Source organism: Gemmatimonadota bacterium, from assembly GCA_026702745.1.
Taxonomy (GTDB): domain Bacteria; phylum JAAXHH01; class JAAXHH01; order JAAXHH01; family JAAXHH01; genus JAAXHH01.
Map to the genome: position 1 here is coordinate 175,245 of JAPPBT010000083.1, position 20,272 is coordinate 195,516.

At 63.7% G+C, this 20,272-nt stretch carries 17 protein-coding genes; 11 read left to right on the plus strand and 6 right to left on the minus strand.

What is annotated here, in order from left to right; all coding sequences use genetic code 11:
- Window positions 1-92 precede the first annotated feature (92 nt).
- The 9 genes from purD (at window position 93) to OXH56_14645 (ending at window position 10,096) form a co-directional block, all read left to right on the plus strand.
- Window positions 93-1,370, plus strand: coding sequence for a phosphoribosylamine--glycine ligase (gene purD / locus OXH56_14605; protein ID MCY3556541.1), 1,278 nt, complete (start codon window positions 93-95; stop codon window positions 1,368-1,370).
- Window positions 1,371-1,449: 79 nt separating this feature from the next.
- Entirely contained in the window at window positions 1,450-2,082 is a 633-nt protein-coding gene (locus tag OXH56_14610) for an L-threonylcarbamoyladenylate synthase (protein ID MCY3556542.1), read from the plus strand.
- Between the two features lie 111 nt (window positions 2,083-2,193).
- Entirely contained in the window at window positions 2,194-3,864 is a 1,671-nt protein-coding gene (locus tag OXH56_14615; GenBank protein MCY3556543.1) for a DEAD/DEAH box helicase, read from the plus strand.
- Between the two features lie 236 nt (window positions 3,865-4,100).
- Complete coding sequence (locus OXH56_14620; protein ID MCY3556544.1) at window positions 4,101-4,748, plus strand: sigma-70 family RNA polymerase sigma factor; 648 nt, start codon at window positions 4,101-4,103, stop codon at window positions 4,746-4,748.
- The gene (locus OXH56_14625; protein MCY3556545.1) at window positions 4,727-5,668 is read left to right on the plus strand and encodes a zf-HC2 domain-containing protein; all 942 of its coding nucleotides are present in this window, start codon (window positions 4,727-4,729) and stop codon (window positions 5,666-5,668) included. The genes OXH56_14620 and OXH56_14625 overlap by 22 nt, the downstream gene beginning before the upstream one ends.
- A 6-nt stretch (window positions 5,669-5,674) precedes the next feature.
- Complete coding sequence (locus tag OXH56_14630) at window positions 5,675-6,982, plus strand: trypsin-like peptidase domain-containing protein (protein MCY3556546.1); 1,308 nt, start codon at window positions 5,675-5,677, stop codon at window positions 6,980-6,982.
- A 218-nt stretch (window positions 6,983-7,200) separates the two neighbouring features.
- Complete coding sequence (locus tag OXH56_14635) at window positions 7,201-8,190, plus strand: aldo/keto reductase (GenBank protein ID MCY3556547.1); 990 nt, start codon at window positions 7,201-7,203, stop codon at window positions 8,188-8,190.
- Window positions 8,191-8,259: 69 nt separating this feature from the next.
- Window positions 8,260-9,354, plus strand: coding sequence for a M20/M25/M40 family metallo-hydrolase (locus OXH56_14640; protein ID MCY3556548.1), 1,095 nt, complete (start codon window positions 8,260-8,262; stop codon window positions 9,352-9,354).
- Window positions 9,355-9,364: 10 nt separating this feature from the next.
- Entirely contained in the window at window positions 9,365-10,096 is a 732-nt protein-coding gene (locus OXH56_14645) for a DUF1080 domain-containing protein (GenBank protein ID MCY3556549.1), read from the plus strand.
- 4 nt (window positions 10,097-10,100) lie between these two features.
- On the opposite strand, the gene OXH56_14650 is transcribed toward OXH56_14645, so the two are convergent.
- The 4 genes from OXH56_14650 to OXH56_14665 are packed head-to-tail and all read right to left on the minus strand — an operon-like array spanning window position 10,101 to window position 14,727.
- Window positions 10,101-11,477 carry an MFS transporter gene (locus OXH56_14650; GenBank protein MCY3556550.1) on the minus strand — a complete coding sequence of 459 codons (1,377 nt, stop codon included), beginning with the start codon at window positions 11,475-11,477 and terminating at the stop codon, window positions 10,101-10,103.
- A gap of 22 nt (window positions 11,478-11,499) precedes the next feature.
- Window positions 11,500-12,915, minus strand: coding sequence for a sulfatase-like hydrolase/transferase (locus OXH56_14655; GenBank protein ID MCY3556551.1), 1,416 nt, complete (start codon window positions 12,913-12,915; stop codon window positions 11,500-11,502).
- Window positions 12,916-12,960: 45 nt separating this feature from the next.
- On the minus strand, window positions 12,961-13,701 hold the full coding sequence (locus OXH56_14660; GenBank protein ID MCY3556552.1) for a sulfite exporter TauE/SafE family protein: 741 nt from the start codon (window positions 13,699-13,701) through the stop codon (window positions 12,961-12,963).
- A gap of 6 nt (window positions 13,702-13,707) precedes the next feature.
- Complete coding sequence (locus OXH56_14665; GenBank protein MCY3556553.1) at window positions 13,708-14,727, minus strand: aldo/keto reductase; 1,020 nt, start codon at window positions 14,725-14,727, stop codon at window positions 13,708-13,710.
- 276 nt (window positions 14,728-15,003) lie between these two features.
- Here OXH56_14665 and OXH56_14670 point away from each other — a divergent pair, with 276 nt between their 5' ends.
- Window positions 15,004-16,773: a peptide ABC transporter substrate-binding protein gene (locus OXH56_14670; protein MCY3556554.1), complete on the plus strand. Its 1,770-nt coding sequence runs from the start codon at window positions 15,004-15,006 to the stop codon at window positions 16,771-16,773.
- Here OXH56_14670 and OXH56_14675 read toward each other — a convergent pair whose 3' ends face one another.
- The gene (locus OXH56_14675; GenBank protein MCY3556555.1) at window positions 16,774-17,625 is read right to left on the minus strand and encodes an amidohydrolase family protein; all 852 of its coding nucleotides are present in this window, start codon (window positions 17,623-17,625) and stop codon (window positions 16,774-16,776) included.
- A 22-nt stretch (window positions 17,626-17,647) separates the two neighbouring features.
- Window positions 17,648-18,883 (minus strand): MFS transporter, encoded by a 1,236-nt coding sequence (locus OXH56_14680; GenBank protein MCY3556556.1) that lies wholly within the window; start codon window positions 18,881-18,883, stop codon window positions 17,648-17,650.
- A 294-nt stretch (window positions 18,884-19,177) separates the two neighbouring features.
- Between OXH56_14680 and OXH56_14685 the strand changes: the two genes are divergently transcribed.
- A complete protein-coding gene (locus OXH56_14685; GenBank protein MCY3556557.1) occupies window positions 19,178-20,125 on the plus strand; it encodes an ornithine cyclodeaminase family protein in 948 nt (315 codons plus the stop codon).
- Window positions 20,126-20,272: the final 147 nt, after the last annotated feature.

Sequence of the window (20,272 nt, forward strand, 5' to 3'; positions counted from 1 at the left end):
GGACGGACGCGAGCGGATCATATTCATTCGCGCATGACGAGGGGTATGGATTCGATGTTCATGAGCCCGCCGCCCCGTAATCCGGAGACACCATGAACGTACTTGTCGTCGGCAAGGGAGGAAGAGAACACACGCTGGCCTGGGCGCTTCGCCGGTCGGCCCTCGTGGAAGACCTGTACGCCGCTCCGGGCAATCCGGGCATTGCCGCGCTTGGAAAGTGCGTCGCCATCGCACCGGAGGACGCCCGCGGGATCGCCGGTTTTGCCCGCGAAAACGGGGTGGACCTGGTGGTGGTGGGACCCGACGGCGCACTGGAAGCCGGCGTGGTCGACGCGGTGGAAAGCCTGGGGATACGGGCCTTCGGTCCGACACGGTCGGCCGCCGAGATCGAATGGAGCAAGGTGTTCGCCAAGCAGATGATGCAGGAGGAGGGCATTCCCACGGCCGCGTTCGCGGTGTTTTCAGACGTGGACGCGGCGCGGGCGTACGTGAACGAACAGGGTGCGCCGATCGTGATCAAAGCCGACGGCCTGGCCGCCGGCAAGGGCGCGCTGGTGTGCCGGACTGTCGAGGAGGCCATGAAGGCCCTTGACGTTGTGATGACCGACAGGATGTTCGGCGATGCGGGCCGGAACGTGGTGGTGGAGGCCTTCATGGAAGGCGAGGAGGCGTCCGTATTCGCGTTGACCGATGGCGAGCGGGTTCTTCCGCTGGTCCCTTCGCAGGACCACAAGCCCATCCACGATGGCGATACAGGACCCAATACCGGTGGAATGGGCGCTTACGCACCGGCTCCGGTCATCGACGATGGCGCGATGGGAGACATCCTGGAACGGATCATCGAACCCGCGGTCCTCGGCATGAGGAAGCGCGGACGGCCTTTCAGAGGGGTGTTGTACTGCGGTATCATGATGACCGGCAAGGGCCCGATGGTGGTGGAATTCAACAGCCGGTTCGGCGATCCCGAGGCCCAGGTCATCCTGCCGCTCCTCGAAGACGATTTCGCGGAACTGGCGGTCGGGATCAGCGAGGGCAGGATGCCCGACCGGTCCCTGACCTGGAAGCGGAAGGCCGCGACCTGTGTGGTGGTGGCCTCCGGTGGATATCCCGGGGAATACGAGAAAGGGATGGAAATAAGCGGGCTGGATCGACTGGACGGAACGGACGATGTTTTCGCCTTCCATGCCGATACGGCCATGCGGGATGGAAACCTGGTGACCAACGGCGGCCGGATCCTGGGCGTTACGGCCCTGGCCGACGATCTCGCGGGCTCCATCGACCGGGCCTACGAGGCGGTGGACCGGGTTCGGTTCGAGAACCGGTATTTCCGAAGGGACATCGGTCAAAAGGGCCTGCGCAGGATGGCCTAGGCCGGCGCGGGTTTACCGGGGAGGGGACCCGGCGTTTCCGTCGCGATGCGCGTCTGGTCGATCGAGCAATTGCGAAACCATGATAGTACTGACTGTCGATCCGGTACGGCCGGACCTTACCGTACTGCAGGAGGCCGCGGGCATCGTCCGCGACGGGGGCCTCGTGGCTTTTCCGACCGAAACGGTTTACGGATTGGGCGCGGACGGAACCAATCCCTCCGCGATCCGGCGGGTCTATGAAGCCAAGGGCCGGGAAGCATCGAAGCCGATCCTGGTACTCGTCTCCCACAGGAAGGACCTGGCCCGCCTGGTCCGGTGCATCCCCGCAGGTGTCCATGCGGTGATGGACGCCTGCTGGCCCGGACCGTTGACGCTGGTCTTTCCCGCGCTGGACTGCGTGCCGCGGGAATTGCTGGGCGGTGGCTCCACGATCGGGGTCAGGCACAGCGGCGCGGCGATCGCCGGGGCCCTGTGCCAAGCGGCGGGCGGACCCGTGACCGCGCCCAGCGCCAATCGCTCCGGTGAGCCGGAACCCCTGACGGCGGAGGACGTGGCCGCCCAGTTGGGTGACCGTGTCGACCTGATACTCGATGGAGGACGATCGCCTTCGGACCAGCCATCGACCGTGGTGGACGTATCCACCGGTACGCCGTGCCTGATCCGCGCGGGATGTACACCCTTTGACCGTGTCGAGGACGCCTGGCGGCATTGAGCAGCGATTGTCGCCACTGAGCGCACGCCAGACGCCGATGAGCGGCGCCGGATGCATCGTACGCGCAAGCAGCTATGCAGAACGGAACCCCCGGGGGTTTTATTGCCTGACCTGAAGAATCCATTGATCGTACAGAGCGACCGTACCATCCTCGTCGAAGTCGACCATCCGCGCTACGAGGATGCCCGGGACGCGCTCTCCCGGTTCGCGGAACTGGAAAAGTCCCCGGAGCACATCCACGTATACCGGCTGAGCCCGCTGTCCCTGTGGAACGCCGCCTCGGCCGGCCTGAACGCCGACGGCGTACTCGAATCGCTCGAAAGCCTGAGCAAGTACGAGATCCCGCAGAACATCCGGCGCGAGATTTACGATTTCATCGACCGGTACGGTCAGCTCCGGCTGCTCAAGGAAGACGGCAGGCTGATCCTCGAATCCGAGGACCCCACGCTGATCGCTGAGGTTTCCGGACTTCCATCGGTCAAGCAGTTCCTCGCGCAGCCCCTGGACGAGCGCAGGGTGCAGGTGGGAGACCGGTTCCGGGGCCACATCAAGCAGGCGCTGATCAAGGTCGGATTTCCCGTGGAGGACCTGGCGGGATACGTCGAAGGCGCCCCGCTGGAAATCAGCCTGCGCACCGCTGCCGGAGACCGGAAGTCCTTCAGCATGCGCGACTACCAGCAGGACGCGGTCGGCGCGTTTCACATGAACGGAGAGCCGCAAGGAGGCAACGGGGTCATCGTGCTGCCCTGCGGCGCCGGGAAGACCATCGTGGCCCTCGGCGCGATGGCCGTGCTGAAGTGCCACACCCTCGTGCTGACGGCCAACACGGTGGCCCTGCGTCAGTGGCGGGAGGAGCTGATCGAGAAGACCTCGCTTTCGGAAGAGCATATCGGCGAATATTCGGGTGAATCAAAACAGATCCGGCCCGTGACCCTGGCCACCTACCAGATTCTGACCTACAGGAAGAGCAAAGGGGACGAATTCGAGCATTTCGGTCTCTTCGACCAGAAAGGCTGGGGCCTCATCATCTACGACGAGGTCCATTTGCTCCCCGCTCCCGTTTTCCGGTACACGGCCGAGATCCAGGCTCGGCGGCGCCTCGGGCTGACCGCGACGCTGGTCCGCGAAGACGGGCGGGAGGACGACGTCTTCAGCCTGATCGGCCCCCGCAGGTACGACATGCCCTGGAAGCTCCTTGAGCGCCAGGGCTGGATCGCCGAGGCATACTGCCGCGAAATACGGATCGACCTGCCCGAAGCCCGGCGCATGTCCTACGCCGTGGCCAATCGCCGCGACAAGTTCAGGATCGCCTCTGAGAACAGCCGCAAGACCGAGATCATCCGCGCCTTGCTGGAACAACACCCATCGGACCAGGTCCTGATCATCGGGCTTTACGTACGACAGCTCAAGCAGATCGCCGCGTTGTTCGATTTTCCCCTGATCACCGGCAGCACACCGCTCCAGGCCCGCCTCGATCTGTATACCCGGTTCAGAAACAGCGAACTCAAGCGCCTCGTGGTGTCCAAGGTCGCGAATTTCGCCATCGACCTGCCGGACGCCAACGTGGCGATACAGATTTCGGGCACCTTTGGATCCCGCCAGGAGGAAGCCCAACGACTGGGCCGTATCCTCCGACCCAAGGCGGACGGTTCCGCCGCCATTTTCTATTCGCTCATCACGCGGAACACGCTGGACCAGGACTATGCCGTGAACCGGCAGCTCTTTCTGACGGAACAGGGCTACCAGTATACCATTCACGACGTGAGCGAAGTGCGGGCTTGACGGTCCGGTTGACACGGACGCGGCGTAGTTCTATATTCTGAATCAGCAAAGCGTTCAGTCGATGCTGTACCGACACGACCGGTACGGCTTGACCTGGATGGCCGGCACAGCCCGACCCGGACGGCCGGAATCCGGTACGACCCGCGTGGCCTGGCCGGACTGGTAACCGGACGCTGAGGTGTTTTTTGAAACCGAATCCCCCGCGCGGCGTATAACGCGGTATGGGTGGACAAAAAATGGCCGACAATACCTCCACAAACGCGGTGCAGGTCACCGATATCGAGTCCGGCGTTCTGGACGAGCTGACGCTGACGGACGAAGTGCTGTTCGTCCGAGTCCAGCGGGACGATATACGTGCGTTCGAGGTGATCGTCGGTAGATACCGTACCCGGTTGTACAACTGCATCTACCGCATGGTCCACAACACGGAATGCGCGGAAGACCTGGTGCAGGAGACATTTCTGCGTGTCTACCGGAACCGCCATAACTACAAGGCGATCTCCAATCTATCCACCTGGATCTATACCATCGCGCTCAATCTCGCCCGAAGCGAGTTGCGCAAGCGGAAACGCCGCCAGTTCTTCTCCCTGAACGCTTCGCCCCACGAGAACAGCACGCGTGAAAGCATCGATCTGCCGGACACGAGTGCGGGACCCGGCGATCACCTGGAGCAGAACGAACTGGGCCGGGCGATACAGCACGCGATCGATCAGCTGCCGGACAAATACAAGTCCGTGATCGTGCTGCGTGACATCGAGGAGCTTTCGTACGAGCAGATCGGCGAGATCCTCCGCTGTCCTACGGGAACCGTCAAGTCGCGGGTCAACCGGGGACGGCTGAGACTGCAGGAAATGTTGAGACAGTGGCAGGTAGAGCTACTTTGAGGAGGAAGGACGTTTTGAATTGCAGTGGATATGAGCGGCAGATGTCGGACTACCTGGACGGTCAGTTGTCGAAGGCCGCTGAAGACGAGCTTCGATTTCACCTGAACGGATGTCCCCGGTGCCGGCTCAGGATGCAGGACATGGAAAGCGCCATGCGGGCCGTGAAGAGTCTTCCCGCCCTATCCCCCCGGCCGATGTTCGAACAACAACTCGGCAACCTGCTGAACCGGGAAGTTGCCCGCGAGCTGTACGCCTCCTCCTGGTTGAAACGCCTATCGGCGGCCTTTACCGAACTGGGCGAACTCAGCCGGCAACGACCCGTTCAACTGGTATTCGCGACCAGCCTGATCCTGACCATAACCGTAATCGGCGGTTTCGCCTTCGTGGCCGGCCCGACGGCAAGGTCCGATTCGCCTGCAGTTCCTGCGACGGCCTTTTCCCTGCCGACGCCCATCGAATCCGAACTTGCGCCGCCCGATCCCATTTCGCCCTTTCCCCTGGATCGGGAACTCGCGCCACACATGGCGACAGGACCGGCAACGAACACGGAACAGGCAACAAATCCCACCACACCTGCAGCAACCAGTCTCCCATATACCACAAATCGCATAACCGGCGACAGACCAGGCATCCTCACTGTCAGGACCATGGAGCCTATGACCCATGGGATCCGGTTCGTTACGGCGGGTACGGGCATGCGCCTCGATCCAACCCTGTTCGACGAGGCCTTCGGCCGGAACATGGTGGCCGGCGGCGATCCGGATCGACCGGCGCCGGAAGACCTGCTGCAAACCGTTGGCACCGCCGAACTTCGCGATTCGCAGCGTGCGGCCGGCACAAACGGTGCGCCCGACGCGCCCGACGCGCCGGCGTCATCGGGCCCGACCGCTCCTCTCAAGCGTGTCCGCATATCGTTCTGATCGACCATGTTCGGTACTCATTCCAATCACCATCCCCGGACCGTTCGCCTCCGGCCCCTGATCTGGGCCGCACTGATGGCCTGCCTCGCACACCCGGGCGACGATCGCCGGGTCCACGCGCAGACCACACCGTACCTGCATAACCTCGAACGGGAGATCGTCAGTCTCGTCGAACGCGTGGAACCGACGGTCGCCAGTGTGATCGTGCAGCGCAAGTTCATCAATACGGTGAACGGTCAGACCTTCACGGACTGGGAACGCTCCATCGGGACCGGCGTGGTCCTTCACAGGGACGGGTTCATCATTACGACGGCCGGTGTCGTGGACCATGCCCACGATATCCTGGTAAACTTTCGGGATGGCAGCTACCGCCGGGGCCATCTCGTCGGGGTGGACCGGCTATCCGATATCGCCGTGATCCGCGTCGACAGCCTGGAGACCCATACCGCGCGACTGGGTAATTCCGATGACGTTCGTCCGGGGTCCTGGGTACTGGTGCTGAACAACGCCCATGGCTTTCCGTCCTCGATGACGACGGGGATTGTGAACGGATTGCGGGAAGAAGACGTCATGATCCAGGTCACCGCCGTGGTAGGTTCCGCCTACTCGGGCGGAGCGGTGTACTCCACGAACGGGCGCCTGCTCGGTCTCGTAGCCGATCCCCACCGGGTCCAGGCGTCCGGTTCGGGCAATTCCGGTACTGATGGAGGCAACGGCCTGATCGCGGTTATACCCATTAACCGCGTGAAGACCTTTGCCCGTCAGCTCATCGAATACGGCGAGATACGCCGGAGCTGGCTGGGCGTTCACGTGGAGAAAATCTGGGAAAGCGTCACCATCGGCGGCGACCGCAATATCATGTTGGGCGCCGTGGAAGGCATGGTCGTTTCAGATGTATATCCCGACAGTCCCGCCATGCAGGTCGGTCTGCGCAAGGGCGACGTGCTCCAGGCCGTGAACGGTGTCTCCATGAACCATCCCATCGTCCTGGCCGAATTCGTGACCACGCTGCCCGTGGGTACGCGGATCGAAATCAAGTACCTTCGGGAGGATGTGGAACATACGGCGCACACGGTGCTCGCGGCGCAGCCGAAACCGCTCGCCGCTCCTTCTGCTCCCCTGCTCACCGAAGAGGGTCCGGACGACCCCCGGTCCGGTGAAGATCCCCGTCTCATTCAGCAGATGATCCTGGAACACGAAAGGGAACTCGCTGCACACCGGATCAAGTTGAACCAGCTCAAGCGGTTGCTGGATGAACGCATGCGGCTGATCGGCCAGCGTTCACCGGTCCGGTCCGGAGACGATGAATTCTGAGCGATCAGTTTACCGGGACTGCCGCGTTCTCCCCGCCAAACATCCCTTGCCTGCCCGATCCACACCGGTATACATTCACACCACACCTTGTCCACCCGCGCATTGCGATGTGCGTCAGACATTCACGGTATGTGTCAGTCAACCGCGGCCCGCATCAGCCAACCGCGGTACACGTCTAACAGCCGTGGCATCCGCAGGAAACCACCAAGGGAGTGTGCATGGAACACCGAAAACTCGGCCGCACCGATACTGCGCTCAGTTTCATTGGCCTGGGCTGCGTAACGTTCGGTCGCGAGATCGACGAGGACGCTTCTGCAGCCATACTGGATGATGCGATCGAAAGAGGGATTAACTGGCTCGATACGGCGGAGGCGTACGGAGGCGGCAATGCCCGGACCTACCGGCGGGACGTGCTGAAGGTCGATGATGTGCGCGAGACCTCGGATATCATGGGTTCTTCCGAGATCATCATCGGAAAATGGTTGAAAGCGCGGGGCTGCAGGGACGACGTGGTGATCTGCTCCAAGGTGAGCAGCGGCAACCGGCCGGAGAATATCGCCCGGGCGCTCCGGGTCAGTCTCGAGCGGCTTCAGGTGGACTGCGTGGACATCTACGAGCTGCATTCTCCCGATGAAACGGTTCCCATTGCCGAAAGCCTGGCCGCGCTGGACGAGGAGGTCAGGGCCGGAAGAATCGGGACCGTTGGCTGCAGCAACTTCAACGCCGCGCAGCTCCGGGAGGCCCTGGACGCCAGCGCCAGTGAGGGCTATGCCCGCTTCGAAGTGGTCCAGCCGCCTTACAACCTGGCCGATCCGGCAGCGCAGGACGAACTGTTCCCATTGTGCCGGCGGGAGGAAGTGGGCATCACGTCCTACAGCCCGCTCGCAGCGGGTTTCCTGGCGGGCAAATACACGCCGGACCGGAACGCCTTCCCCAGCGGCACGCGCTTCGACGTCATTCCCGGACACGCGGACATCTACTTCAACGACCGGAATTTCCGCAACGTGGAGCGGCTGCGGGCCCTGGCGGATACAAGGGGACTTCCCATGGTGCGCATGGCCATGGCCTGGACCATGGGGCATCCCGATATCACGTCGGTCCTCGTCGGCGCCCGTCATGCCGGCCACCTGGACAACGCCTTCGATGCCCTCGACTTGAGGGCGGACACGGAACTGCGTGATGAAATGTCGAGTTGGCTGACGGACTGAGCACAACTCGCAACGGTGCGATAACGACGATCTCGAGAGGGGGATTCCGTGGGGCTGGATCCAGTTGAAATGACGAAGGAATTCGTGGATGTGAAGTCCGTCAGCCGGTGGAGCAACGCCGCCATATCCGACCTGGTCGAAAACCGGATGAAGGCGTGCGGACTCGAAGTGGAACGGCTGACCTACGAGGACGAAAACGGCGAACTGAAGGTCAGCCTCGTCGGACGCAAGGGCGAAGGCGAAGGCGGCCTGGCCTTCCTGTCTCACACGGATACGGTGCCGGGACAGGAGCAGGACTGGGACGCCTATCACGGCGTGGTCGAAGGCGACCGGTTGCTGGGCCGGGGCAGTTGCGACATGAAGGGTCCCCTGGCCTGCACCATGATCGCCGCCGCGCAGGTGGACGCGGACCGCCTGAAGAAGCCGCTGCTTGTGGTGGCGACGGCCGACGAGGAAGTAGGCGGAGGCGGCGCGCACCAGGTCGCCACGGAATCTCGTATCATGGGTGCTGTTCGCCCCACCTACGGCGTGGTGGCCGAGCCGACCAGCCTGACGCCGGTATACGCCCACAAGGGTGCGGCCCACATCGTGGTGACCGCCCTCGGCAGAGCGGCGCATACCAGCACGGGCCTGGGGGAATCCGCCAATTTCAAGATCGCCCCGTTCCTGGCCGAAATGGCCGAAATGGCGGAGCAGATCAAAAACGATGAACGGTATCAGAACGCGGAGTTCAGTCCGCCTTCCAACGGATTCAACATGGTGATCACCGACTACGACACGAAGCAGAACGTCTCTGCGGCGCGGTCGACCTGTCACATCTGTTTCCGTACGATGCCGGACGATCACAGCGAAGAACTGGCGGACGAACTGGTTTCGCGGGCCGAACGCTATGGCTTCGAGGTTACGAGCAGCATATCCCGCCCCTTCTACGCCGATCCTTCGAACCCCATCGTGCAACTGGCCTCCGACGTCACCGGCGGCAAGCGCCCGGAGACCGTGCCCTACGGGACCGACGCCCCCCATTTCAGGGAGCAGCTGGAGATGGTGGTCCTGGGCCCTGGCAGTATCAAACAGGCCCACACGGTAGGCGAATACGTGGAAATACCGCAGCTCTACGAAGCGGTGGAAATCTACTCACGCATGATTCACGAAGTTTGCTTATAGGAGTCGATCCATGGCGGATTCCGTAGGATACAACGATACCTCCGTAATACCCGGCAGCAACTGGCGCGTCCACGACGGCGACCGTCCCCAGCCCCGCGTCGTCACGCCGGGCGGCGCCAGCGGGAGCCCTCCTTCCGACGCGGTCGTGCTCTTCGACGGATCGGACCTCGCCCAGTGGATCGGCCGAGATGGAGGCGACGCCGCCTGGAAAGTGGAAAACGGGTACATGGAGGTCAACGGCACGGGAGACATCTCGACCCGCGCGCATTTCGGCAACTGCCAGCTTCATCTCGAATGGGCCACGCCCGAAGAGGTGGTCGGAGACAGCCAGGGCCGGGGCAACAGCGGTGTGTTCCTGCTGGGTCTCTATGAGATCCAGGTGCTGGACAGCTTCGACAACCGGACCTATGCCGACGGTTCCGCCTCGTCCATTTACGGCCAGTACCCGCCCCTGGTCAATGCCAGCCGGGGACCGGGCGAATGGCAGACCTACGATATCTTCTTCGAATCGCCCTCGTGGGACGGCGACAGGCTGGTCAAAGGCGCGCACTTGACGGTCATCCACAACGGGATCGTCGTGCACCACCGCCAACGGGCCATCGGTCCCACCGGGCACAGGGACCTGGCGAACTACGACACGCCCCACGCCGTCACGGGCCCCCTGCAACTGCAGGATCACGGCGATCCCGTCCGGTTCCGCAACATCTGGATGCGACGCCTTAACGCCTACGACGAATCCTGATCCGTCAGGTCTGCCCGGGTTCGGCCGGTCCGCCTGGTCCGCCTGGTCCGCCTGGTCCGCCTGGTCCGCCTGGTTCGCTCGGTTCCACCGTTCCGCTTGTTTCGGCCGGTCCGCCTGGTTCGCGGACCCAGATCAGGATGACGAAGGACGCGGCGGTGGCCATGACGCCGCAGGCCGCTCCGACGGAAGGATAACCGAAGGCGACGTAGAGCACGCCGCAAAAGGCCGTTCCCCCGGCGATGCCGAATTCTGCCACGGTGTTCTTGAGCGCGATGAGGGTGCCGCGTTCCTCGTCGGATGCCATGGCCGTGACGAGGGCCTGAAGCGGCGCATGGCGGAAGGCCCCGGCGATGCCGGTAAGGATGAATCCGGCGAAGACCACCGGCAGCAGGCCGGTTATCCAGGGTATGGCCGCCAGCAGGCCGGCCATCGCCAGACCGCTCACCACAACGACGCCCCTTTTACCCGCACGATCCGAGAGATACCCCGCCATTGGGCTGCCCAGCAGCGCGCCCAGTCCGCTGAAGAGGAATATCAGGCCGATCCAGTCGGTCGAAAGCTCGTAGGCGTCCCGCAGCCACGTCCCCACGAAGGTGATGAAACCGACCGTGGAAGCCGATACGAGAAAGGACGCCGCGATTACCGCCAGGGGACCGGTGCGCGCGAGGATTCGACCGTAGCTTCTTGCCAGGTTGGTGACGGAGACCGCGCTGACCGCACTGGCCGCACTGTCCGCGCCGTTCGCGCCGCCAGGGCCGTTTGCGCTGCCCGTGCCGTGCGCGCCGCCTGTGCCCACAGCGTTGACCACCGCAACGCGATGGGGCAGGATGGCCAGCGCCGGCGCCCAAAGCAGCAACCCGGCCCCGGCGAAAGCGCCGAAGGCCCACCGCCAGGACCAGGCTTCCGCGACAAAAGCCCCGGCCGGCACGCCCAGGATCATGGCCGCGAAGTAACCGGACATGACCAGCCCCATGGCGGCGCCCCGCCGCTTGTAGGGAAAGTGGTCCCCAATGCAGGCGGTGATATTGAGGGAAAGAACCCCCGCGGCCGCGCCGGTGACGGCCCGGAAGGCCACCAGCGAAGCAAAGTCCCACGCCAGGCCGCAAAGCAGGGTCGCGGCGGTGAATACCATCAGCGCGATGATGAGCATTTTCCGACGTCCGGTCCGGTCCGACAGCGGCCCGATCACGAAGGAGACCACGGCCGCGGCGATGGCGTAGACCGAGACCAGCAACCCGGCCCGGCCCGCGCCCATGCCGAAGGCGGCCATCAGGTCGGGCAGGAGCGGGGAGATCATCTGGTTGTCGGCGACGGCCACGAACATGAGGCCGAACAACACCACGATCAGACGGTTGTTTCCATCTTTGTTCGCTTCGGTCATCGGAAGTTCCCGCTCATATCCATCACCGGTATGCGCCGCTGTGCATCCACGGCGTTGCGTGGTGCCAGGCGAGCACCCGGTCCCGGAACCCGGCCGCCAGCTCCGGGTCGCAACCGGCGTCCATCAGGTTGGACAACTGGTAGGGGTCGGTCTGCAGATCGAAGAGGCACGCCCGGTCATCCAGGACGCTTCCGTTTTTCGGATCGACGCGGATCCCGTAGGTGTGGGTCGACGTGCGCAGTCCGATCTCTCCCCTTGAAGTCTCCACGAATACGCCTTCATCTCCCTTGAGTCCGTTCCCATCCAAAACTGCCGGCGCGAGGTCGCGCCCCTGGACGTGGGCGGGTACGGAACCGCCGCAAAGGGAAAGCAAGGTGGGCATGACGTCGATGAGCTGGGCCGTCGTGGTGCCGTCGTCCCGCGGTTTAAGGAGGCCCGGTCCGTGAAAGACCAGCGGGACGCGGATGGACTCTTCGATCAGGCGGCCCTTGTTGAACAGGTGGTGGCTGCCGAGGTTGTCGCCGTGATCGGAGAGGAAAACGACGATGGTGTTTTCCGCGAGGTGGTACGCCTTGAGGAAGTGCATGAGGCGTCCGACCATGTCGTCCACCCAGGTCGTCATGCCGTAGTACAGGGCGATCAGGTGCCGCAGATCGAATCCGGGGGGCAGCTTGCGCGTAAAGGGAAGGTCTTTTTCGTAGAAGAGAAAGTCCCACAGGTAGACCTTGAACCAATGTTCGTCGTATGGCAGCCGGCCGTCCCGGTAGACGTTGGGCCGCAGGGGGATATCGGCGGGATCGTACATGCCCAGGTACGTTTCGGGCGCGTCCATGAGGGGCATGTGGGGCGGAGAAATACTGTAGTAGAGAAAAAACGGTTCCTCCCGGTTCTCCCGGTCTCTCAGGTATCCGCCGACCTGGTCCGACTCGAAGCGAACGCTGAAACCCTCTACCTGAAACTCCTCACCGTCGTTCTCCACGAAGGACTGCCCGCTGTGCCGGTGATGGACCCGCGGATACAGGCTGTAGTCGAATCCCAGCGGACCGGGCGCGGAATGGATGTGCCATTTCCCGATCAGCGCCGTATCGTATCCAAAAGTCTTGAACATCTCCGGAAGCGTCGGCGCGGGCAGGTGGGGCCGCCCGCCTGCCGGATACTCGGGCATCGTCGTGGATCCATACGCCAGTTGTTCCGCGAAGTTGCCCAGCGCGCCCATGCAGGTCCGGCTGTACTGGCCCGACAGTAGACTGGACCGGGCGGGCATGCAGACGGGGTTGTTGCTAACAGCCGTTTCGAATCGCACGCCTTCCGACGCGAGCCGGTCCAGGTGGGGCGTCCGGACGACCTCGTTTCCGTAGCATCCTACTTCGAAGGCGCGCAGCTGGTCGCAGATGCAGAGAATGACGTTCGGACGGGAAGGGCTTGCGGAGCCGGTCACGATGAACTCCGTTGCGATAGGGTCAGAGCAGGAGCCGGATCGCTGTCAGATCAGAAGCCGGATCGCCATGACGACCAGTACCACGTTCAGGATCACGCGGATAAGACCCTCGCCGCGCTTGACGGTGTAATGGGCGCCGATCCATCCGCCGGCCGTCGTACCCACGGCCAGGGCGGCCCCGAGCAGCCAGAGCACCTGTCCCTTGTCCGCGAAGATGGCCAGCGCCACCAGGGTGTAGATACCGACGATGAATACCTTGAAGGCGTTGACGCGGACGAGGTCGAGGCCGACGACCCGGTAGAGCACCGCCATGAGAAAGAATCCGACCCCGGCCTGGATGAACCCGCCGTAGAACCCCACCGCGACCATCAGGATGTGCCCCAGGAGGAGTCGCTTCGGCTGCTCGGTGGTCTCCGCGTCACGCGGTTTCCTGCTCATCAGGACCAGCAGCAGGATCATCAGGCCGCCGAGGATCCTGTTGAAGAGCTCGCCGCTGACCTGGGTCCCCAGGTACGCCCCCAGCGCCGCTCCCGGCACGGCGCAGAGCGCGAGGGTCAGCATGGTGCGAAGCTCCGAATACCCCTGCCTGAAGAAGCTGGTGACGGCCGATGCGTTCTGGGCGACGATGGCCACCCGGTTGGTACCGTTGGCCACGTTTCCCGGCAGGCCCAGGAAGATGAGCACGGGGAGGGCCAGCAGCGAGCCCCCGCCCGCCATGACGTTCAGGAATCCCGAAAGGACGCCCACGCCGGCGAGCAGGAAGAGCTGCCAGAGTTCGAATTCCATGAGCGACTAATCCGGGACCGGAGCGTCGTCGCGTATCAGCCCGTCCGATTTGAGCTCTGCCCAGAGGTCGGCAGGTATGGGATGCTGATAGTTGGCCAGGTTCGATTCGACGTACTCGGGCCTGACCGCGCCGGGAATGACGGACGCGACCGCCGGGTGAAACAACGGGAACTGGAGGGCGGCCGCGGCCAGGGGCACGGCGTGCCGCTCGCAAACCGCCTGTATGCGACGGGTTTTCTCCATGATTTCGGGCGTCGCGGGATAGTACCCGTAGGTCGAATCCTCCGTGGGCCCCGTGACCAGGATGCCCGAGGCAAAGACGGCGCCGATCACGATGCCGATGCCGTCTTCCACGCAACGGGGCAGTTCCAGGTCCAGTGCGTCCTGGTCCAGGAGCGTGTAAGGCATGGCGACGATAAAGAAATCCAGGGGCATCAGGTCCAGGAAGCGCAGCATCATCCCGGTCTTGTTCAGGCCGGCGCCCACGCCCTTTATGTCGCCCGAGGCCTTGAGCTCCGCCAGCGCGCGCCAGCCGCTGGTGAACAGCTGGTGCAAGTAGGCCTGGATTTGCGGCTCGTTGTGGTAGAAGGGGTCGAGGTCGTGGATCAGCAGCAGGTCGATACGGTGAACCCCGAAGCGGATCAGGCTGTCTTCGTAGGACCGCATGATCCCGTCATAGCTGTAGTCGTAGACGTGGTCGAAGGGCAGCCCGCCGCACCAGAAGCCCTGATCGAAGTGCTTCAGGTCCCGCGTCGCCTTGAAAACGCGGCCGACCTTGGTGGACACCACGTAGGAGCCGTGGCTTTTCTGGCGGAGCAGCTCACCCAGCCTCAATTCGCTCTTGCCGTACCCGTACCAGGGCGACGTGTCGTAGTAGCGGATTCCGGCCCCCCAGGCCGCGCGCAGCGTGGCGCGGGACTTGGCGTCCGTGACGGGCTGGAACAGGTCTCCCAGCGGCGCGCTGCCGAAACCCAGTTCGGTCACATAGGCGTCCGTGGTGCCCAGTTGTCTCGTGGCGATTGGCATGCAGATTTCCTTTCTGTGGATACCGCCGCACAGGCTCCGCGTTCCCTCGAAGCAGGTGGCGGTAACATCGGTTCGGATCCTGTATAGAGTAATCGCTCGGGCGTTTCGTGTCACCCGTTTTATGGCGGCCGTAACGGGACGAAATCGTTGACAGTCCTATGCCGATTCCGTATGATGCATCAGCGACTCCATCACGAAATCCAACCCGTCGTCCAAGGGACACGCCAGTTGTTCCGAATCGATCAGTCCGCGGCCAGACTGCGAAAGGCAGCGCGAATGCGTCCGGTGGTTCCCTTGCTCCTGCTCGGTGCGTCCGTCGTCCTCATCACCCTTTCCGTCCTCGCGCTGCCGGTTGACGGTCAAAAGGAAGCCGGCGGGGAGAAACGGCATGTCAACTCCTTCGGCGTGACACTGCCTCCTGACGCGGCCGCGCCGGAACACCAGGTCCTCACCCAGTTTGCGCCGGACAACCGGTATCTCGACCGGGGCACGTCCACCTACAAGCAGGCCTGGGGCGTGGGCCTGGTCGCCGAACCGCTCGCCCGCGTGGACCGCAACTTCAACCTGCACCCGGCCGGCGCCACCTCCTGGAAACTGTCCGAAGACGGACTGACCTGGACGTACGAGATCCGCAAGGGGATGATCTTCGCCGACGGCCATCCGCTCACGGCCCGTGACTACGAGGCCACCTTCCGCCGCTGGGCGAATCCCGATACGGGGTTCGAGTTCGAATGGTACTTTCGGGCCATAAGTAACTGGACCGACATCGTGGGACGACGCCTTCCGCTCGACTCCCTCGGGGTAAAGGCCCATGACGACTACACCGTATCGTTCACCACGGATCGCCCCGCGCCCTACCTGCCGCTCCTTCTGGCCAAGAGCTGGGTGTCCCCGACCCACCTGTTCGATAAGTACGGACCCGAATGGGCAACGCGTCCCGAAACCCATTTCGGAAGCGGACCCTACCGTCTGGTCGAGTGGATCAAGGGCGACCGCATCGTGCTGGGCATCAACCACAACTACCGTGGACCGATAGAACCCATGCTGGAGCGCGTCGTGGCCCGGCTGTTCAATCTCGCCGTCCCACCCCAGTTCCTCTCGGCCTACGAAGCGGGCGAGGTGGACTATGTTCCCCTGACCAACCAGGCCGAGATCAACCGGATCAAGGCGGATCCTGTCTTGAGCGACCAACTCAATGCCTACACGGACTTCGCCACGTATTACCTGATGCTGGACACCTACAATCCGCCTTTCGACGACATCCGCGTGCGCAAGGCCTTCGCCCATGCCATCGATGTCGACGCCATCATGAAGTCGGCCATGCGGGACGTGGGCATACCCGCTTCTTCCATGCTGCCGCCCGGATTTCCGGGTTCCAGCTCGGAGGAACTGGCCTCCTATCAACGGTTCGATCCCGTACTCGCCCGACAGTACCTCGCCGACGCCGGCTATCCCGGCGGCCGCGGTTTTCCGGAAGTGAATATCTGGCTGCGGGCAGAAGCCGCCAACATCCGGACGGCGGCCGAGGCGGTGCAGGCCATGCTGAATCAGCACCTGGGGCTGGACGTGGGCGTGCGCAACGTGGAGCGCAAAGTCTACGCGGATGCCATGAGCGCCCGGGAACTGACCCTGGGCATGGTACCGTACCAGTACGACTTTATCGACGCGGGAAACCTGCTGACCATCTGGCTGTCCAACGGCCGGCACGCTTGGCACAACGATCGATTCGAGCAACTCGTGCGACAGGCCAATGAACTGGTCGGGGACCCTGAACGGCGTATGGCCATGTACCGGGACGCCGAGCGGATCCTGGTCGCTGAAGCCGGGGGTATCTTCCTTTGGCACATCCGGATCAACCAGATGTGGAAGCCCTTCATCCGGGGAGATGCCCTGGAACCCAACAAGTGGGGCTACCGGGCCTGGCGGGGCGAGCTCATGTCCAATCTCCAGACCGAGCTTTACATCACGAAGGACGTGTTGAAGGATCCCACGAAGAACCAGCCGGAGCCCTTCCGGTTCTGGCAGTGGCTGACCGGCGAGGACTGATCAGCCTATGCCCAGGATCTCCCCCGCGTCCCGATGAATCATCCCTTCCATTTCCGCGTCGTCCAGCCGGGGCAGTCTCGTGCCCTCGAGCATGGCGTTCAGGCCGCGCAGGTCGCGTAGCGTATCGTCCACCGTCGTGACCGGGTAGTCGGTGCCGAAGAGCAGTTTGTTCCAGACCCCGTATTCCTGGACGAGCATGAGACTGTGATAGAGCTGGAAGGGTCGGTAGTGCAGTCCCGAGATGTCGGTGTATACGTTGGGATGCTTGCGGACGACCGCCACGGTTTCCCCTTCGTAGGGATGGCCGAGGTGGGCCATGATGATCCTGCAGTCGGGGTACTTGATGGCGACCGCGTCCAGGTGCCGGGGCAGGGTGCAGTCCAGCGGCGCCTGGTCCACGAACGTGGTGCCGGTGTGCAGCAGGACGGGCAGTCCGTTCCGGTCGGCATAACGCCACAGGTCGTCGAGTTCGGGGTCCTGGGGATAGAAACCGGCGTACATGGGCAGCAGCTTGATGCCCCGCATGCCCAGGTGCTCCCGGCCTTCAGCCATTTCCTCTCTCCAGCCGTCCTGGGTGGGGTCAAGCGACATGAAGGGAATCGTCTGTTCGGGGTAGGCCGCGCAGTACGCCGACACGTAGCTATCGGGTGTCCACAGCCCCGACAGCCGTGCCTTTCCGCCGAAGACCACGGTCTTTACGGGTGCTCCGGCGTTCCGGGCCGATGCCAGATAACTTTCGTACGACGGCGTCAGGTCCAGTTCGTAACCCCGCATGCGAATGGCCTGTTCCCGAAAGGTATCGTTGAAGTGATCTGGATACCTCCAGGCATGGGAATGCACATCGTAGATCATGAAACGTCCTCCTGGTTCCGTGCTATCGCTGGCCGTCGTACCGTCTCAGCGCGGGCGACCGCCAGGCGATGACGGCAACGGCCGCCAGGCAGCCGATCCCGCCCGTGACGACGGAGAACGGCGCGCCGGCGAGTCCCGCCACCAGTCCGGCTTCGGCCTCGCCGAGCCGGGGACCTCCCATGACGAACATCATGTTTACCGAGGTCATGCGGCCGCGCAGTTCGTCCGGGGTCGAAAGCTGCATGATGGTATGGCGCAGCACCATGCTGATCGTGTCGAAGGCACCGGTCAGCAGCAGCGCCGCGAAGGTGAGCCAGAAGCTGGATGAAATGCCGAAGACCACGGTGGCCAGTGCGTAGCAGCCCACCGCCTTGAACAGCAGCCGCCCCTGGCCGGAGATCACGGGGAAGGTGGACATGAGCGCGCCTGTAAGCACGGCGCCGATCGCCGGGGCCGCCGAAAGCAGGCCGTATCCCCGTTCCCCCACGCCCAGCACTTCCGTGGCGAAAATGGGCAGCAGAGAGGTGGCGGAAGCGAAGAAGGTGGCGGTGAAATCCAGCACCATCGCCGAACGTATGATGGGCGAACGCTTTATAAACCGGAGTCCGTCGAGGGCCGCGGCGAAGCTGACCCGCGTCACGCTTCCGATGCTCCGGTGGACGGTGCGCATCATCAGGATCGGCACGATCATGAAGGCGAAGGAAACGGTGTTGATCCAGTATACAGTCGCGATGGAGCCCGTGGCCAGTATCAGGCCGGCCACGCCCGGCCCGGTCACCGAAGCCACGTGGGACGCGGTGATATTGATGCTCATGGCGTTGGCGAGATGCCGCCGGGCCACGAGGTTGGGTACCATGGCGTTCTTGGCCGGACTGCTGAAGCAACCGATCCCCGCGCTTATGGCGGTGATCACGTAGAGTGCCGTGGCAGAATCCTGCCTTGACCACGTAATCCATGCCAGCGTGGTACTGATCAGGGCGAGGCCGCATTGGGCGATGAGCAGTACGCGCCGGCGGTCGTGGGTGTCCGCGATGACCCCGGCCAGCGGGGAAAGGACCAGGATGGGAATGAGACGTATAACCGCCATCGCGCCAAGGGCATACGCTGATTCGGTCAACAGATACATGTGCCACAGCACGGCGGTCTGCTGCATGCGGGATCCGGTGAGTGAAACGACCTGGCCGGACCACAGGAGCCGGAAATCACGATACTGGAGTGCGGGAAACCGGTCTCGTACTGCTTGGAGGGTCAGTGGCATGACGCAACTGAAGATACCATGCGACCGGTGGCTGTCAAGGCGGACAGGTTCTGCCAGGGCATGCGTCCCGCCAGGGTACGCGACCCGCCGGGGTACGCGATCCGCCGGGGTACGCGAACCGGGAACCGCCGACGGGACATTGGTCTTGACACCGCCTCGACGTACCGGATATCATGGCTTCCGGGCGCCGGCCTCCGGGCACGCGGCTTCCGGGCACGCGGCTTCCGGGCACGCGGCCTCCGGGCACGCGGCTTCCGGGCACCGGCTCGCACTCACTCAAACGGAGCGAATGAAATGCTGTTCATCAACGAAGACCAGGTTGGCCGCTTACTGTCCATGGACGACGCGCTGCTCGCGGTGGAACAGGCCTTCTGCGGGCTTGGAGCGGGGAAGGCGGTGAACATCCCCCGTTCCCGGGTTCGGATGCCGGGCCATACGCTCCACGTCATGTCCGGGGGGATAACGGCGCTGAATCTCACCGGGTTGAAAGCCTATACGACCACGGGGCACGGCGCGAAGTTCGTCGTGTTGCTCTTCCAGGCGGACACGGGTGAACCATTGGCCGCGATCGAGGCCGACCGTCTCGGGCAGATGCGAACGGGTGCGGCGAGCGGCGTGGCGACGAAGTACATGGCCCGGGAAGACGCGTCCAGTGTGGGCGTCATCGGTACGGGGTGGCAGGCCCGAAGCCAGCTCGCGGCGGTCTGCGGCGTACGCGAGGTGACTTCCGTAAAGGCATTCGGGCGGGACCAGGCGCGACGGGAGACCTATTGCCGCGAGATGAGCGACGCCCTCGGGTTGCGGGTCGAGCCGGTCGATTCGGCTCGTGCCTGCGTGGAGGACGCGGATGTAGTGATCACGATCACCGGTTCGGCGCGGCCGGTGCTGGAAGGCGCGTGGCTGGCGCCCGGCACCCACGTGAACGCCGCCGGTTCCAACGCGCTCGTTCGGAGCGAAATCGACGCGGAGACGGTCCGGAGGGCCAGGGTGGTGGCCGTCGATTCCAGGGAGCAGGCGAAGGTGGAGTGCGGAGACCTGCTCGATCCGGTGGAGAAGGGGATCCTCCACTGGGATCGCGTACACGAACTGGCCGACGTGGTCGCCGGCCGCGTGCCCGGCCGTATCGAGCCTACCGACATTACACTCTTCGAATCCCAGGGCCTGGCCGTGGAGGATGTGGCCGTGGCCGCGGTCGTTTATGAGCGGGCGAAAGCCGAAGGCGTGGGTCAGCGGATCGGTTGACGGTGGATCGGGTGCTGGCCCGCTCCGCCGGCCTGCGCTTATTTCATTGGCCCGAGGTTACTTCAACGCCTCGACCCGGTCCCAGTAGGCTTTGGCGCCGGCCCGGAGCCAGTGGTCATACACGGTGAAGAAGAACCGGACACCGAT

What these genes read in the sequence shown, in the direction of transcription:
- OXH56_14670 (MCY3556554.1), top strand. Translation starts at nt 15,004, where the DNA reads ATGCGTCCGGTGGTTCCCTTGCTCCTGCTCGGTGCGTCCGTCGTCCTC.
- OXH56_14680 (MCY3556556.1), bottom strand. Translation starts at nt 18,883, where the DNA reads ATGCCACTGACCCTCCAAGCAGTACGAGACCGGTTTCCCGCACTCCAG.
- OXH56_14610 (MCY3556542.1), top strand. Translation starts at nt 1,450, where the DNA reads ATGATAGTACTGACTGTCGATCCGGTACGGCCGGACCTTACCGTACTG.
- OXH56_14665 (MCY3556553.1), bottom strand. Translation starts at nt 14,727, where the DNA reads ATGCCAATCGCCACGAGACAACTGGGCACCACGGACGCCTATGTGACC.
- purD (MCY3556541.1), top strand. Translation starts at nt 93, where the DNA reads ATGAACGTACTTGTCGTCGGCAAGGGAGGAAGAGAACACACGCTGGCC.
- OXH56_14630 (MCY3556546.1), top strand. Translation starts at nt 5,675, where the DNA reads ATGTTCGGTACTCATTCCAATCACCATCCCCGGACCGTTCGCCTCCGG.
- OXH56_14660 (MCY3556552.1), bottom strand. Translation starts at nt 13,701, where the DNA reads ATGGAATTCGAACTCTGGCAGCTCTTCCTGCTCGCCGGCGTGGGCGTC.
- OXH56_14645 (MCY3556549.1), top strand. Translation starts at nt 9,365, where the DNA reads ATGGCGGATTCCGTAGGATACAACGATACCTCCGTAATACCCGGCAGC.
- OXH56_14635 (MCY3556547.1), top strand. Translation starts at nt 7,201, where the DNA reads ATGGAACACCGAAAACTCGGCCGCACCGATACTGCGCTCAGTTTCATT.
- OXH56_14640 (MCY3556548.1), top strand. Translation starts at nt 8,260, where the DNA reads ATGACGAAGGAATTCGTGGATGTGAAGTCCGTCAGCCGGTGGAGCAAC.
- OXH56_14685 (MCY3556557.1), top strand. Translation starts at nt 19,178, where the DNA reads ATGCTGTTCATCAACGAAGACCAGGTTGGCCGCTTACTGTCCATGGAC.
- OXH56_14650 (MCY3556550.1), bottom strand. Translation starts at nt 11,477, where the DNA reads ATGACCGAAGCGAACAAAGATGGAAACAACCGTCTGATCGTGGTGTTG.
- OXH56_14620 (MCY3556544.1), top strand. Translation starts at nt 4,101, where the DNA reads ATGGCCGACAATACCTCCACAAACGCGGTGCAGGTCACCGATATCGAG.
- OXH56_14675 (MCY3556555.1), bottom strand. Translation starts at nt 17,625, where the DNA reads ATGATCTACGATGTGCATTCCCATGCCTGGAGGTATCCAGATCACTTC.